General features: G+C 46.0%; 13 protein-coding genes. All 13 read right to left on the minus strand.

Features of this window, described 5'->3' with window-relative positions; genetic code table 11:
- Positions 1–3: 3 nt before the first annotated feature.
- The 13 genes from cysE to NSQ66_RS27785 all read right to left on the minus strand — a co-directional run bounded on the left by cysE (position 4) and on the right by NSQ66_RS27785 (position 14,835).
- Positions 4–696, minus strand: a complete 693-nt coding sequence (gene cysE, locus NSQ66_RS27725) for a serine O-acetyltransferase (protein WP_036680489.1) — start codon at positions 694–696, stop codon at positions 4–6.
- A 553-nt stretch (positions 697–1,249) separates the two neighbouring features.
- Positions 1,250–2,713, minus strand: coding sequence for a glutamate--tRNA ligase (gene gltX / locus NSQ66_RS27730; RefSeq protein WP_036680487.1), 1,464 nt, complete (start codon positions 2,711–2,713; stop codon positions 1,250–1,252).
- 51 nt (positions 2,714–2,764) lie between these two features.
- Positions 2,765–3,253, minus strand: a complete 489-nt coding sequence (gene ispF / locus NSQ66_RS27735; RefSeq protein WP_036680486.1) for a 2-C-methyl-D-erythritol 2,4-cyclodiphosphate synthase — start codon at positions 3,251–3,253, stop codon at positions 2,765–2,767.
- Entirely contained in the window at positions 3,250–3,948 is a 699-nt protein-coding gene (gene ispD, locus NSQ66_RS27740; protein ID WP_076215384.1) for a 2-C-methyl-D-erythritol 4-phosphate cytidylyltransferase, read from the minus strand. The genes ispF and ispD overlap by 4 nt, the downstream gene beginning before the upstream one ends.
- 95 nt (positions 3,949–4,043) lie before the next feature.
- Positions 4,044–5,132, minus strand: a complete 1,089-nt coding sequence (locus tag NSQ66_RS27745; protein ID WP_036680481.1) for a PIN/TRAM domain-containing protein — start codon at positions 5,130–5,132, stop codon at positions 4,044–4,046.
- A 177-nt stretch (positions 5,133–5,309) separates the two neighbouring features.
- Positions 5,310–6,047, minus strand: coding sequence for a CDP-diacylglycerol--serine O-phosphatidyltransferase (pssA, locus tag NSQ66_RS27750; RefSeq protein WP_036680477.1), 738 nt, complete (start codon positions 6,045–6,047; stop codon positions 5,310–5,312).
- Between the two features lie 64 nt (positions 6,048–6,111).
- Positions 6,112–7,188, minus strand: coding sequence for a DNA integrity scanning diadenylate cyclase DisA (disA, locus tag NSQ66_RS27755; RefSeq protein WP_036680475.1), 1,077 nt, complete (start codon positions 7,186–7,188; stop codon positions 6,112–6,114).
- A gap of 13 nt (positions 7,189–7,201) precedes the next feature.
- The gene (gene radA / locus NSQ66_RS27760) at positions 7,202–8,569 is read right to left on the minus strand and encodes a DNA repair protein RadA (RefSeq protein ID WP_036680472.1); all 1,368 of its coding nucleotides are present in this window, start codon (positions 8,567–8,569) and stop codon (positions 7,202–7,204) included.
- A 186-nt stretch (positions 8,570–8,755) separates the two neighbouring features.
- Positions 8,756–11,224 carry an ATP-dependent protease ATP-binding subunit ClpC gene (gene clpC, locus NSQ66_RS27765; RefSeq protein ID WP_339279483.1) on the minus strand — a complete coding sequence of 823 codons (2,469 nt, stop codon included), beginning with the start codon at positions 11,222–11,224 and terminating at the stop codon, positions 8,756–8,758.
- Positions 11,225–11,259: 35 nt separating this feature from the next.
- Positions 11,260–12,324, minus strand: a complete 1,065-nt coding sequence (locus tag NSQ66_RS27770) for a protein arginine kinase (protein WP_036680469.1) — start codon at positions 12,322–12,324, stop codon at positions 11,260–11,262.
- A 28-nt stretch (positions 12,325–12,352) separates the two neighbouring features.
- A complete protein-coding gene (locus NSQ66_RS27775) occupies positions 12,353–12,877 on the minus strand; it encodes a UvrB/UvrC motif-containing protein (RefSeq protein ID WP_036680467.1) in 525 nt (174 codons plus the stop codon).
- Between the two features lie 30 nt (positions 12,878–12,907).
- Entirely contained in the window at positions 12,908–13,369 is a 462-nt protein-coding gene (locus tag NSQ66_RS27780) for a CtsR family transcriptional regulator (protein ID WP_036680465.1), read from the minus strand.
- Positions 13,370–13,662: 293 nt separating this feature from the next.
- Positions 13,663–14,835: a GNAT family N-acetyltransferase gene (locus NSQ66_RS27785; protein ID WP_339279485.1), complete on the minus strand. Its 1,173-nt coding sequence runs from the start codon at positions 14,833–14,835 to the stop codon at positions 13,663–13,665.
- Positions 14,836–14,931 lie beyond the last annotated feature (96 nt).

Below are 14,931 nucleotides of genomic sequence, written 5' to 3' on the forward strand. Positions count from 1 at the left end.
TGCTTAAATTTCATAGTCACCAATATACTGCTGTGCTTCTGCTATCCGCTGTGCGGTTTTTTGTTTATCTTCTGCGCCAAGCTTTTCCCTAATTTCTTCGATTTCTTTCTGCAAAAACCGCAGTGAATCGACAAGCGGGTCAGGCATCTTCGTATGATCGAGCCGATCGGATACCCGTTCTCCATTACGTTTTACCACACGACCTGGATTCCCTACTACTGTACTGTTGTTAGGCACTTCACGCAACACAACAGCATTCGAACCTATATTTGAATTGTCACCAATACGAAAAGATCCTAAAACCTTCGCACCGGAACCAATAACTACATTGTTGCCAACCGTGGGATGCCGCTTACCTTTTTCTTTTCCGGTTCCTCCAAGCGTAACCCCTTGATAGATTATAACATCATCACCGATTTCGCAGGTTTCTCCGATAACTATCCCCATACCATGGTCAATAAACAGCCTATTTCCGATGACAGCTCCGGGATGGATCTCAACACCAGTCATAAATCTGCTAAACTGCGAAACCATACGAGCCATTGTATACCAGCGGCGTTTGAAAAAAGAGTGGGCGATCCGGTGACCCCAAATGGCGTGCAAGCCGGCATATGTGAAGACAACCTCGAACCAGCTGCGGGCAGCAGGATCGTTATCAAATACCGCCCGAATGTCCGACTTAATATGCTTAAACATCACGGTTCCTCTCTTCTTAACTTCCTTATCTCCTGTTTACAGGTACACAAGAAAGGTATTGTCTCCAGGCCCATCATCCTTATCATACATATGCTGTGAGTGTTCGCTTGGTTTGTTATCTCGTAGAAATATAAGACAAAGAGTATTGTATGAAAATTATTTTTGCTTATATTTAGACAAAAAACGCCCCTGCAGCATAATGCTGCAGAGACGTTTAACCGCGGTTCCACTCTGCTTGAACGAATCAAATGAGCCGCTATTGTAACAAACGGCAGAATTTCTTCATTCCACTTGGCATCATTAACGGCGACGTTCCCGGCGCGATCTAATGAGCCTTAAAAAGGTCATTCAACCGTGCAGCTCACAGGCGCATGTTCTGCCCCGGACAAATGAATAACTCCCAGCCCGAAAGGGTGTCCCTTTCTCGGTTATTCTCTCTGGCAATTGTCTTCAATGGACGTACTTCTCCTGATCACAGCTATTATCATATAATTCTATCTTAGCGCAAAAGACAAGATACTGACAAGGGGGTTTAGTCGTATGAAATACGACCTTAAGCGCCCTTAATTTGTGATTTCAAACGTTCGATAACGCGATTTTTGCCGAGCAAAGCAATGGTTATATTAAGATCACGTCCGTGCGTTTGTCCGGTCAGAGCCACACGAATTGGCATAAAGAGTGCTTTGCCCTTATGACCTGTTTCTTTCTGTACTTCCTTAATCAGAACAGCCATGTTGCTTGCACTGAAATCCTGACAGGCTTCAACTTTAGCCAGGAAAGCAGACAATACCTCAGGGACTTGGCTTTCAGCCAGAACCTGCGCTGCTTCCGTCTCTAACTCTAGGTGACTGCGGAAGAACAGTTCCGATAGCGCCACGATGTCAGAAGCTGCAGTCATCTGCTCTTGATACAACGCGACAAGGCTTTCCGCCCATGCTTGTTGCTCTTCGTTCAGCTCAGCAGGTATTTTACCCGCTTTTTGCAGATGTGGAATAGCTAGCGCAGAGATCCGTTTAGGATCAGCATGCTTAATATAATGATTATTCAGATGCGCCAGCTTGTTTTTATCAAATACAGCCGGGCTTTTGGACAAACGGTCCGCATCAAAAATAGAAATAAGTTCTTCTTTACTGAAGATCTCTTCTTCTCCCTCTGGAGACCAGCCAAGCAGAGAAATGAAGTTAACCAGAGCCTCAGGCAAGTAACCCAATTCATCATATTGCTCGATAAACTGAATAACGGATTCATCCCGTTTGCTGAGCTTCTTGTGGTTGTCGCCAACAATAAGCGTCATGTGACCAAATAAAGGTGGCTCCCAGCCAAGCGCTTCATAGATCATAAGCTGGCGGGGTGTGTTGGAAATATGGTCTTCTCCACGCAATACGTGGGTAATAGCCATCAGATGATCGTCAACAGCTACCGCGAAGTTGTAGGTCGGAATTCCGTCCTTCTTCACAATAACAAAGTCACCCATTTCTTTTGTGTCAAAAGAAATACTGCCTTTTACGAGATCATCAAACGCATACGTACGATCTTCTGGCACACGGAAGCGAATGCTGGCAACTCGTCCCTCAGCTTCAAAAGCTAGACGTTGCTCTTCAGTCAGATCACGATGTTTGCCAGAATAACGAGGCGTTTCTCCGCGGGCAGTCTGTTCTTCACGTTCCGCCTCCAGCTCTTCCTCTGTGCAATAGCAGCGGTAAGCCAAACCTCTGTCCAGCAAATCCTGCCAATGCACACGATATAAGTCAAGACGTTCTGTCTGACGGTAAGGTCCGTACTCTCCGCCAACATCAACACTCTCATCCCAATCCATACCCAGCCATTTCAAATACTTAAGCTGGCTCTCTTCACCACCAGCGACATTGCGCTTTACGTCTGTATCTTCAATTCTGATAATGAATTTACCGCCTTTATTACGGGCGAACAGATAGTTAAACAGCGCCGTTCTGGCGTTACCTATATGTAAATGTCCCGTAGGGCTCGGTGCGTAACGCACCCGGACTTCATCCGTCATTGTATTCCCTCCGCTTCATATGGTTGAACTTAATTTACTACTTAGACCATCTCAAGATGATATCACATCTTGGAGTAGACAGACAATAGATTGTGCGGCAATTCCTTCGCCGCGTCCGGCAAAACCAAGCTGCTCAGTTGTAGTAGCTTTAACATTTACCTTGGACGGGTCGGCATTAAGCGCACGTGCGATAATCTCGGTCATTTGTGGAATGTACGGAGCCATCTTAGGCTTTTGGGCGATAATCGTTGAATCAATATTTCCCAGCTTATATCCTCGCTCACGAGCAAGTGCCCATACCTCTTCTAATAACTTCAAGCTATCTGCGTCCTTAAAGGCTGGATCTGTATCCGGAAAATGCCTGCCAATATCACCAAGTCCAAGTGCGCCTAGAATCGCGTCACTAACTGCATGCAGCAGTACATCTGCATCGGAATGCCCAAGCAATCCTTTTTCGTAAGGAATCGTAACTCCCCCAATAATACAAGGCCTGCCCTCTACCAGCTGATGCACATCAAATCCTTGTCCTACAGCGATCATGATTGTCCCTCTCCCCTGTTTCTTTCTGTGAATTCTGCATAATCCAAATCATCAGGTGTCGTAATCTTAATATTTCTGTAGCTTCCCTCTACCACAGAAACCGGAATCCCCGCACGCTCCGCCAAGCTGGAGTCATCGGTGCCCAGAAAGCCATCCCGTTCCGCCGCTGCATAAGCCTCCAGCAAATCAGAAAGACGAAAAGTCTGCGGGGTTTGAATCGCCCACAGACTTCGCCGATCCGGCGTAGACAGTACTTGTCCTTCATTATCCACCTGTTTGATCGTATCCTTGACGGGTACAGCAAGAACCGAAGCACCAATCTGCTTCGCTCGTTCGTAGCAAGCCTCAATTTCATTCGGCTGTACAAACGGACGAACACCATCATGTACCATTACCCACTGTGTCGTAAGTTTCAACAACCCTTTATGTACGGAATGCTGACGCTCAGATCCACCAGTTACTATAGCCTTAACCTTGTCCAGCTTATAGAGCTGTATCCATTCCCGGCAGCGTTCAACATCCTCTTCACCGGTTACGAGCACGATTTCAGAGATCAATTCGTGCTGCTGGAATACCTCCAGCGTATGAACGATAATCGGCTTCCCCTGCAGTAACAAATATTGCTTGCTCTCCGCAGTTCCCATTCGCGTTCCTCTGCCTGCCGCCACAATGACGACGCCCACACTGTTTGACATTAATCTGGCTCCTGTCTTTCACGTATAATCCCATCATAACGTGTTTGGCGGGCATTTCCAACCCATAGGACAGTCCCCATACACTTTATCTTCACTTATTGCGCTTTTTCCAAAAGTTTTGGCTTAGCAAATATCATTCGGCCAGCCGAAGTTTGCAGCACGCTAGTGACCAGAACCTCCATCGTAGTCCCGATATATTCCCGTCCGCCCTCTACAACAATCATCGTTCCATCGTCTAAGTAGGCTACACCTTGCCCATGCTCTTTGCCATCCTTAATGACCTGAACTACGATTTCCTCACCAGGCAGCACTACTGGCTTCACAGCATTCGCCAGATCGTTAATATTCAGTACGGAAACGCCCTGCAATTCGCAAACCTTATTTAAGTTGAAATCATTAGTGACTACTTTACCTTGCAGTACCTTCGCCAACTTCACTAACTTACTGTCAACCTCAGAGATTTCTTCAAAATCTCCCTCATAGATCAATACCTTCACATCAAGCTCTTTTTGAATTTTGTTTAGAATATCAAGCCCACGCCGTCCCCGGTTCCGCTTCAACAAATCCGAAGAATCAGCAATATGCTGGAGCTCTTCTAGTACGAATTCAGGTATGACAATGGTTCCCTCAATAAATCCCGTCTTACAAATGTCAGCGATTCTTCCATCGATAATAACACTTGTGTCGAGGATTTTATGTTCCTCAAGCCCGCGGCCTTCCGGCTCAGCCGCTTGACCCCAGCGTCCAGATGTCCACAGTGCAGCTAGCTCCTCTTTTTTCTCCAAACCGATCCGCAGCCCCAGATATCCAAAAGCTAACGTAGCTGGCACTTGCAGCAGCTGCCCAGCTTTCCCAAGCCAGATCATTGCAGGGTATAACAGAAGAGATAACAGAAGCCCCCCTGTAAGCCCAGCTGCACTTGCAGCTAATTCATTCATTGGAATACGCGAACAGTAGTGAACCGCCTCCCGCAGTTTTGAACCTCCCCATTCCGCGCATAAAGACCCCGCAAACAAAAAAATAATGGCACCCAGCACCGTAAATAAAATGCTTCCTTCTACAGGTAAGCTTTCACCCAGCTTTTCCATCCCCTTGGGGAATCCTCTTTCGAGCGCATGGTATAGCGAAAAACCTGACCAAGCACCACATATTAAGGCAAAAGACAAAATCACTTTTTTCCACATAACCTAACGCACCTCCTTTTTATTCATCCTAAATGGATCTATTCCTCACCAGTATGTTCCAATTTTCAAGACGATAAACTTGGGTTAGTGCTGGAAATGCAAAAAGGCTTTGCCATCCCCTAGGGAAGACAAAACCTTTGGTCATAATTTATTCAGTTACCTTACCTTATGGACCGATTAACCGTTCTTGGAGTGATACACTTTATCCTCTGAACGGCTACGACGACGATGACGGCGTCTGGCTGTCAACCGATCAATATTTTGCTTAAAGCCGTATAATGCGTAAATTCCAAGTAAGACAAAGATCAGCTTAGCGATTTGCTCTGGGAACACAACAGCTACAGCCACTGCAACAACAATAACCACTGGCGCTCCAACCACCGCTTTTTTCGGCAATCCAATCTTTTTAAAATTAGGATATTTAACAGTGCTGACCATCAAATAAGATAAGAGCAGTGTAGCAACGATCATAAACGGAGCCGAAACATCTTTATTAAAAAGAGCTAATGTGGCCAGTACACCACCTGCAGCAGGAATTGGCAAACCGATAAAATAACCCGGAACCCCCGGACGAACATTAAAACGGGCTAAGCGCAAAGCACCAAACACCGGAAAAATCGCAGTTACTGTCCAGCCTAATGCAGAGTTTAAATCCTGCAGGCTTGAGACGTACAAAATAACGGCCGGTGCGACTCCGAAAGAAACGACATCAGATAAGGAGTCCAGCTCCTTGCCAAATTCGCTTTCGCATTTTAGAGCGCGAGCTACTCGACCATCTAAGCCGTCTAACAGCATAGCAATAATAACCATGATAGCGGCCATGCTAATCTTACCGTCAAACGCCATCATGATACCAAACATTCCGAGCATCAAATTACCTATCGTAAAAAGACTCGGAATTGATTTTTGTATCATTTCTTCACCTCAATTTTCTAACTTTGGCCTTTAACGTCCCCAATATTACGTGATTGTATGTTATTTACATTTGCCTGTCAATAAGAACTTGCTTCTGTAAACGTTTGAGCCCATCCTGAATATTACGGGCCCGCACCTCCCCAATTCCGTCCACTTCATCCAATTCAGCTATGCTTGCGGACATCAAATTAGGCAGCATTTCAAACCGCTCCACCAGATTGTGAATGATCACATTCGGAAGCCGCGGAATTTTGTTAAGCAGGCGATAACCACGTGGAGTCACCACTTCTTCAGAGGTAATGGCCGTAGAAGAATAACCCAATATACGGGCAATATGGTTGTCATCCATCAGATCATCATCGCTTATCCGTTTGAGACCAGCGATAATTTCACGGATTTTATCTTCCTGCTCTTCCTTAGCATAGTCTCTGTATAGAAGCCATGCTTCTTCCTCTGTATTTCCAACCAGTTCTTCCATCTGCATGCTGATCAGGCGTCCTTCGTTGCCCAATTCGTTGATATAGCGTTTGATCTCCATTTTTATGCGCAAAACCATCTCTACACGCTGGATAACACCCACTACTTCAGCAACGGTAACAATGCCCTCATATTCTGAAGCTGACAAATTCGTCAGTCCTTGCGTGAGCACTGCTTTATACTTCTCGAGTGTCTGAATCGCTTGGTTAGCCTTTGCCAAAATTGCGCCGATCTCTTTGAGTGCATAACGTATCGAGCCTTGATAAAGCGTGATGATATTGCGGCGTTGTGAAATGGAAACCACCAGCTTACCCGTTTGCTTCGCTACCCGCTCCGCGGTCCGGTGACGGATCCCCGTCTCGATGGATGAGATAGAGGAATCCGGTATAAGTTGTGTATTAGCATACAATATACGCTTTAAATCCTCACTTAGAATAATAGCTCCGTCCATTTTAGCTAGCTCATATAAATAATTGGGCGAAAAATCGCAGTTAATGGAGAATCCGCCATCCACTACGTCCATCACCTCAGGACTGTACCCTACGACAATAAGTGCCCCTGTCTTAGCGCGCAGCACATTCTCCAAACCTTCCCGAAAAGGTGTACCCGGTGCCGCCAGTCTGAGCAGATCATTCATATTCTCTAATTGGTTATATTCTTTCATATCCCTGTGCCCCCTAATCTAACGCGACCGATAGTGCATCTGCTACGGTACTGACGCCAATAATCTGGATATCTTGCGGGTGCTTCCATCCCTTCATGCTCTTTTCAGGCATAATCACCCGCCGGAAGCCAAGTTTTGCGGCCTCCTTAACGCGCATTTCCGCGCGCGAAACGCCTCTTACCTCACCGGTAAGTCCTACTTCTCCGAAGAAAACGTCGTAAGGTTTTGTTGAAATATCACGAAAACTGGAGGCGATACTAATTGCTACAGCTAGATCAATCGCCGGTTCATCCAGCTTTACTCCCCCGGCAACATTAAGGTATGCATCCTGATTCTGCAGGAACATGCCCATCCGTTTCTCGAGTACAGCGATAATAAGTGCCATCCGCTGGTGATCCATGCCTGTGCACATTCGCCGTGGGGAAGGGAAGTGGGTGGCAGCAACAAGTGCCTGAAGTTCTACAAGCACAGGTCTAGTTCCCTCCATACTAGCCACCACAGTAGAACCAGCCACGCCAAGCGGACGTTCCGATAAAAAGAGCTCCGATGGATTCTCTACTTCGGTAAGCCCCGCTTCACCCATTTCGAAAATGCCGATTTCATTCGTAGAGCCAAAGCGGTTTTTTACAGCCCGCAAAAGTCTATACGTATGATGCCGCTCACCCTCAAAATACAGCACGCAGTCCACCATATGTTCAAGCATCCGTGGTCCAGCAATAGCCCCTTCCTTGGTAACATGACCAACGAGAACTGTTGCAATTCCACGAATCTTAGCGATACGCATAAATCTTGTCGTACACTCCCGAACCTGGGTCACGCTGCCTGGCGCACTCGTTACTTCTGGCATAAATACGGTCTGAATAGAATCGATGACAAGAAATTGTGGCTGGATTTGTTCGATCGCTTCTTCTATGCTTTCCATATTTGTCTCACATAGTACATAAAGCTCCGTTGACAACGCATCGAGGCGATCCGCGCGCAGCTTAGTTTGCCTTACCGATTCTTCGCCCGAGATATACAGTACTCGCAATCCCTGTGTTGTAAGGGCGTGCGAGGTCTGTAATAAGAGCGTAGATTTACCGATTCCTGGGTCTCCCCCTACTAGTACCAGCGATCCTGGTACGATCCCCCCACCGAGAACACGGTTAAGCTCACCTATACCTGTCAGTATGCGCGGTTCCTTGTCACTTTCTATACTTATGATCGACTGTGCCTTTTCTTTACTATGAAAAATAGGGGCATTCATTCCCTGTGTTTTGACTACGCTTTCCGTTTCCTCCACCATGGAGTTCCAAGCCTGGCACCCTGGGCATTTCCCGAACCATTTTGGCGATTCGTATCCACAGTCGGTGCAAAAAAATTTTGTTTTTGCTTTAGCCATTTGTTCTCCTTACGGTCCGAACTGTTTACAATTCGGATCATTTTCTTCTAATGAAAGTTTACCATTTCTACCCCTTTAACGAAAGGTCATTCGGTATTTGCATTAAATGTATATTTTAAATTGATCTATTTCCAATAAAAAAAGCTTCCGCTCCTCTATAAATAAGGAGCGAAAGCCTTGTTTATTTTATTCGGATTCTACTTCTTTTTCAAGCGCTGGCGCTACTGGAGCATCCACTTTAGTCACCACAAGTTCTCCGCCGACCTCATCAATATTGAGGGAATCACCCTTTTGGATATTTCCTCTCAACAATTCCTCAGAAAGACGGTCCTCAATATGCTTCTGAATTGCCCGGCGCAATGGACGTGCACCAAAGGCTGGGTCATAACCTTCTTTAGCCAAGAAGGCCTTCGCTGCATTCGTGAGTACGAAATCAACATCATATTCACGCAGGCGCTTGCGGAGCTCATCAGACATCAACGTAACGATCTCAGCGATATGTTTCTCATCGAGTGAGTGGAAGACGATGATTTCGTCGATCCGGTTCAAGAACTCTGGACGGAAGCTCTTCTTGAGCTCTTCCATAACCTTGCCCTTCATATTGCCGTATTCTGCTCCTGCATCTTGCACAGCCGTGAATCCAAGCGTCGAATTCTTCTTGATTGCCTGTGCGCCTACGTTAGAGGTCAGAATGATAAGTGTATTACGGAAGTCAACTACCCGGCCTTTAGAGTCGGTAAGGCGACCATCTTCAAGCACTTGCAGCAAAATGTTGAATACTTCCGGATGCGCTTTTTCAATTTCATCAAGCAGTACTACAGAGTATGGTTTACGACGTACCTTCTCTGTTAATTGGCCGCCTTCTTCATAGCCGACATATCCAGGAGGGGCACCAACTAAACGGGACGTGGAGTGCTTCTCCATGTATTCCGACATATCAATACGAATGACCGCATTTTCATCGCCGAACATAGCTTCAGCAAGCGCACGTGCCAACTCAGTTTTACCTACACCCGTAGGACCGAGGAAGATAAACGAGCCCATTGGACGTTTCGGATCTTTAAGACCCGCACGCGCCCGGCGCAATGCCCGGCTGACAGCCTTAACAGCTTCGTCCTGACCAATCACTCGTTCATGCAACAGAGCTTCCATGTTAAGCAGACGGTCGGTCTCTTCTTCCTTCAGCTTGCTTACAGGGATCCCCGTCCAGCTTGCGACAACCTGTGCGATATCTTCAGGTGTAACTTCAGAATCGGTGCGTCCTTGCTTTTCTTTCCACTGGTTCTTAGTCGTATCAAGCTCTTCACGGATTTTTTGCTCCGTATCACGCAGGGCAGCCGCTTTCTCAAACTCTTGGCTCTGAACAGCGGAATCCTTCTCCTTGCGGATATCATCCAAGCGCATTTCTAGTTCCTTCAGATTTGGCGGGATAGTGTAAGAGTGAAGCCTTACTTTAGACCCTGCTTCATCGATAAGGTCAATGGCTTTATCCGGCAGGAACCGATCCGGAATGTAACGATCAGACAGCTTTACAGCTTCCACGATAGCTTCATCCGTAATTTTCACACGGTGATGTGCTTCATAACGATCGCGAAGTCCAAATAGAATTTGTACCGCTTCTTCTGGAGATGGCTGATCCACCGTAATCGGTTGGAAACGGCGCTCCAAAGCTGCATCTTTTTCAATATATTTACGATATTCATCCAGCGTCGTCGCACCGATGCACTGAAGTTCTCCGCGGGCTAAAGCCGGCTTAAGAATGTTAGATGCATCAATAGCACCTTCTGCGCCACCAGCACCGATCAGCGTATGAAGCTCATCGATAAAGAGTACGATATTCCCCGCTTGGCGAATCTCATCCATGATTTTCTTGAGGCGGTCTTCAAACTCACCGCGATATTTAGTACCAGCCACTACAGAGCCCATATCGAGCGTCATTACGCGTTTGTCGCGCAGTGTTTCTGGAATTTCATTATTAATGATCTTTTGGGCCAAGCCTTCAGCAATAGCTGTTTTACCAACCCCAGGTTCACCTATCAACACCGGGTTGTTCTTCGTCCGGCGGCTCAGTACCTGAATAACACGTTCAATTTCCTTGCTACGACCGATAACTGGATCCAGGTTGCCATCCTTGGCATAAGCCGTCAAATCGCGTGCTAGGCCGTCTAGAGTCGGTGTGCTGACATTAGCAGGTGTTCCGCTATGGCTGGATGCAGCCTCGCTGCTTCCCAGAAGCTGAAGCACTTGCTGACGAGCTTTGTTCAAGCTGATGCCGAGGTTATTAAGCACACGAGCCGCGACACCTTCTCCTTCACGAATAAGTCCTAGCAGAATATGCTCAGTGCCGACATACGTATGTCCCAGCTTGCGGGCTTCGTCCATCGACAACTCGATTACTTTTTTGGCGCGAGGAGTATAAGCAATGTTCGTAGGTTGTTCTTGGCCTCTGCCAATCAGTGTCTCCACTTCGTCCTGGATTTTCTCAAGACCCAGACCCAAAGCGATTAATGCTTTAGCAGCAATGCCGTCTCCTTCACGAATAAGTCCTAGCAAAATATGTTCTGTGCCAATATTGTTGTGTCCTAAACGAACAGCTTCTTCCTGCGCTAGCGCTAGCACTTTTTGTGCGCGTTCCGTAAATCTTCCAAACATCATATCTCCTGCACCTCCATGAATAATAAATATCTATATTAATGTTGTGTTCCCAGTGTTTCTCGGAGCAGTTTCGCCCGATACATATCCCGTTCAGTGGCGTTCATCTCGTCACCGAACATTTTTTGCAGAAATCCTGGCTGTGTCTTAACGTTAAGCTCATTAAGCACGGAAATCGAAGGGCCTTCCAGTATGCCAAGGTCAACCCCAAGTCTCACATCAGACAGCCGTTGTGCGGATTCTTTAAGCTCCATTAGAGCTGCATAACACAAAATCCCATAAGATCTTTTGACTCGGTCTGTAATTCTTAAAGCGGAATCTACAAGCAGCCTTTCACGGGCATTTCGTTCATGCTCTATAATCTGGGTGACTACACTGTGAAGGTTCTCGATGATTTCACTTTCCGTTTGACCGAGAGTAATCTGATTGGAAATTTGAAAGATGTTCCCTACTGCTTCGCTGCCCTCACCATAAATTCCTCTTACAGTCAATCCCACTTGATTCACTGCTGACAATATGCGATTGATCTGTTGGGTCATCACTAGTGCTGGCAAATGCAGCATTACTGAGGCACGCAGCCCTGTACCCACATTGGTGGGACAACTGGTCAAGTATCCTCTTTTATCATCAAAAGCGTAATTAACAGCTGATTCGAAGATATCATCGATGGCTGTCGCACGTTCCCATGCTTCTCTTACCTGAAGACCCGGGAACAGACATTGGATCCGCAGATGGTCTTCTTCGTTAATCATGATGCTGACCGACTCATCTTCATTTAATATCACAGCTGCACCACGTGAATCATTAGCCAGATTAGGACTGATGAGATGTTTCTCGACCAATACCTTTTTGTCCAGTTCATTCACTTCAGCAAGCTTTATCAGTTGAAAAGATCCGAATTCGGCAGCAGTTTCCCCATGAAACACAGGGGCCAGCAGCTCTAATACTTCTTCCGATTGCTCTAAGGAAGCAAGCATAGGGAATGGAAGATGCTCTAAGTTACGTGCAATACGCATACGGCTGCTAATTACAATCTCGGAGTGACTGCCTCCCGAGCGCATCCAATCACTAAGCGCTTGTTCAGTAAATCGGAGACTTGACATGTCATATCCCCCCTATATATCAAAGACTTTACTCTTGTGCCATTTCTTTTTCAAGTTGGCGAATTTGATCCCGCAGCTCTGCCGCAGTTTCGAATTCCTCCTGTGCGATACTTTGCTGTAATTCCAGCTTCAATTCATCAATTTGCCGTTTGAACACAATCTGTGCTCCAGCACGTTTGGGAATCTTGCCTACATGCGAAGTGCTGCCATGCACCCGTTTAAAGAGCGGGTCCAGTGCACTGTTAAAATATTTATAACAGGAGCTGCAGCCAAAACGACCCAATTTGCTAAACTGCGAGTACGTCATCCCACAATTCTCACATTGCAGACTCTGCGTAGTCTTCGTAGCAGCCGTCTTTTCCTTACCGGCCCCTTCAAGATCAAGCAGACCAGACAGCAAGCTGTGAATGGAGAATCCTCCAGCAGTTCCCGGGATCAGTTCACCCTTCTCCCGCGCACAGCTCTCGCAGATATGAAATTCTGTCTTCTCTCCATTCACGATCTTGGTGAAATGGAGTGTTGCTGGCTTGACGCCACATTCCTGACATTGCATAAGCGAAAGCCCCTCCCTTATGATTGACAATTATTTGCCTAACAAAGAGATTAACATCGCCTTCATAATCTTGGCCCGAATCTCATCCCGATATGGAATCTTAACCGTTAGGCAATCCCGAGAAACAGCAGCGCGCATAAGACACGCCTCACGCTTGCTTAGAAAACCAGCTTCCTCCAGTTGATAAATCAACCCTTCGGCAGCGTTCTGATCTATCCCGCCACCTATAGTATGGTTTAAATGGGCATGCAGTGCCACGTTGGGCGGCAATTCAAAACGTTGAATACGAATATATCCCCCGCCACCACGCTTACTTTCCACCACATAGCCTTTTTCCAGTGTAAAGCGTGTACTAATAACATAATTGATCTGTGACGGTACGCATGAGAACTGGTCCGCCAGGTCATTTCGCTGGATTTCCACCGTACCTTCGGGACTTTCATGCAAAATATTCTTCAGATATTGTTCAATAATATCAGAGATATTGCGCATCACTCATCCTCCAGTGCTCTTTAAAGCTTCATAATATCGCTTGCGCCCGCATCCTTAATGACATTCATTAGTGAACTTCATTCATATAAGTCTGAAGAAAACTTCACGAATTCAGAGGATCGCACTGTATGTCATCAGGTGCGTTGACTTTGACTTTCTTTGACTTTTTAATATTATAACATATTCTGTGCTAATTCCAAGAGGATTCTCTTATTTTTCACTTTTTTCAGCGAATGTATTCGGAAATAAAGAACTCTCCCAGCATCTTTCGAAGGGGAGAGCCTAATTATTTTCTAAAAATGATCAAAAAGTGCGGTTTCAGCTTGCGGTATGATTTCTTCGAGCCATTCCAGAGCCGTCGGATTACCAGTCACACGTCCATAACGAGCCAGCTCTGCTGGGCGTTTATATCCAAACATTAGAATCGTCAGCGTACCAATATCACAGCTTAAGTCAGCTGCATCCCGTTCACCCTCTATACGCAAGAAAGCTGCTGCTCCCTCTTCGGAGACAGTCCATTCCCACAACCCGTCATTCCATGGTGCATATTTATCTTCAATATAAATAACCTGTTTCTTCTGACTGCTGTGACACTTAAAAGAATAACTCTCCACAAATACTTTAGCATTAACAATACGCGCCATAAAATAAGGATAATTCTCCTGCTCTATACGCGGATCAGGCAGCAAAAAGGGTAACATATCATCGGATGGCACCAGTTTTAGCGATGCACCGGTCACCATCGAATCGTGATTCGCAAGAAATGTCCACAGCCCCTGCCGGGCCTGTTCGTTCAAAAACACAAATTCATCAATGACCAGTTCTCTATTTTCTATCTTATATAGTACGTATCCTTCAGGTTCCCCAAGCTGTGAATAAAATACCGCAGTCTGACCTTCATTATCCAGAACAGAGTTCTCCCACCAGTCCAAATCACGCTTAAGTGTTCCGTTATATCTAACTGCAAAACGATTGTATAAGTTGTCCAATACTTCGATATCTTTAACACCACGTCTTACCTTGCCCTCAACTTCAACCTTCTTGGGAAACTTGGCAACAGGAATGGAGTATTTCTTATATTCACAATAAACTTCCCAACCAAATTTGCGATAAAAGGGGATCAAGAACGGATGCAGAAAAGATAATGTCTGCCCCGCCTCATTCATCGTTTGCAGCGTATGCGCTAGGAGCTTTGCCACATGACCCTGTCTGCGATTCTCCGGCCATGTCGCTACCCCAGCGAGCCCTCCCATAGGTACTAATCTACCTTGTATGTACACTTGGAATGGAAGAAGAGTAAGTTTGGCTTCCAAAGTACCTTCTTCAAAAGCACCCCATACGCGTTCTGCTTTAAATCTTTCCTTAGCATTAGCCCTTTTCTCACTAGGCAGCTTGTATTGAAAAGCATATTCAGATAAATCCATGCTTAGATCAAACTCTTCTGAGTGCAACTGTCTGATATCCACAAAACTCACCTCACCATTTATGAATTTACTTTTATGGTTAGTATAACAAGAGAGTGTATTGTGTGCGAATTATAAGGATATTTTTCGAACTTTTTT

The organism is Paenibacillus sp. FSL H3-0329, from assembly GCF_037963285.1.
GTDB lineage: Bacteria > Bacillota > Bacilli > Paenibacillales > Paenibacillaceae > Paenibacillus_AQ > Paenibacillus_AQ odorifer.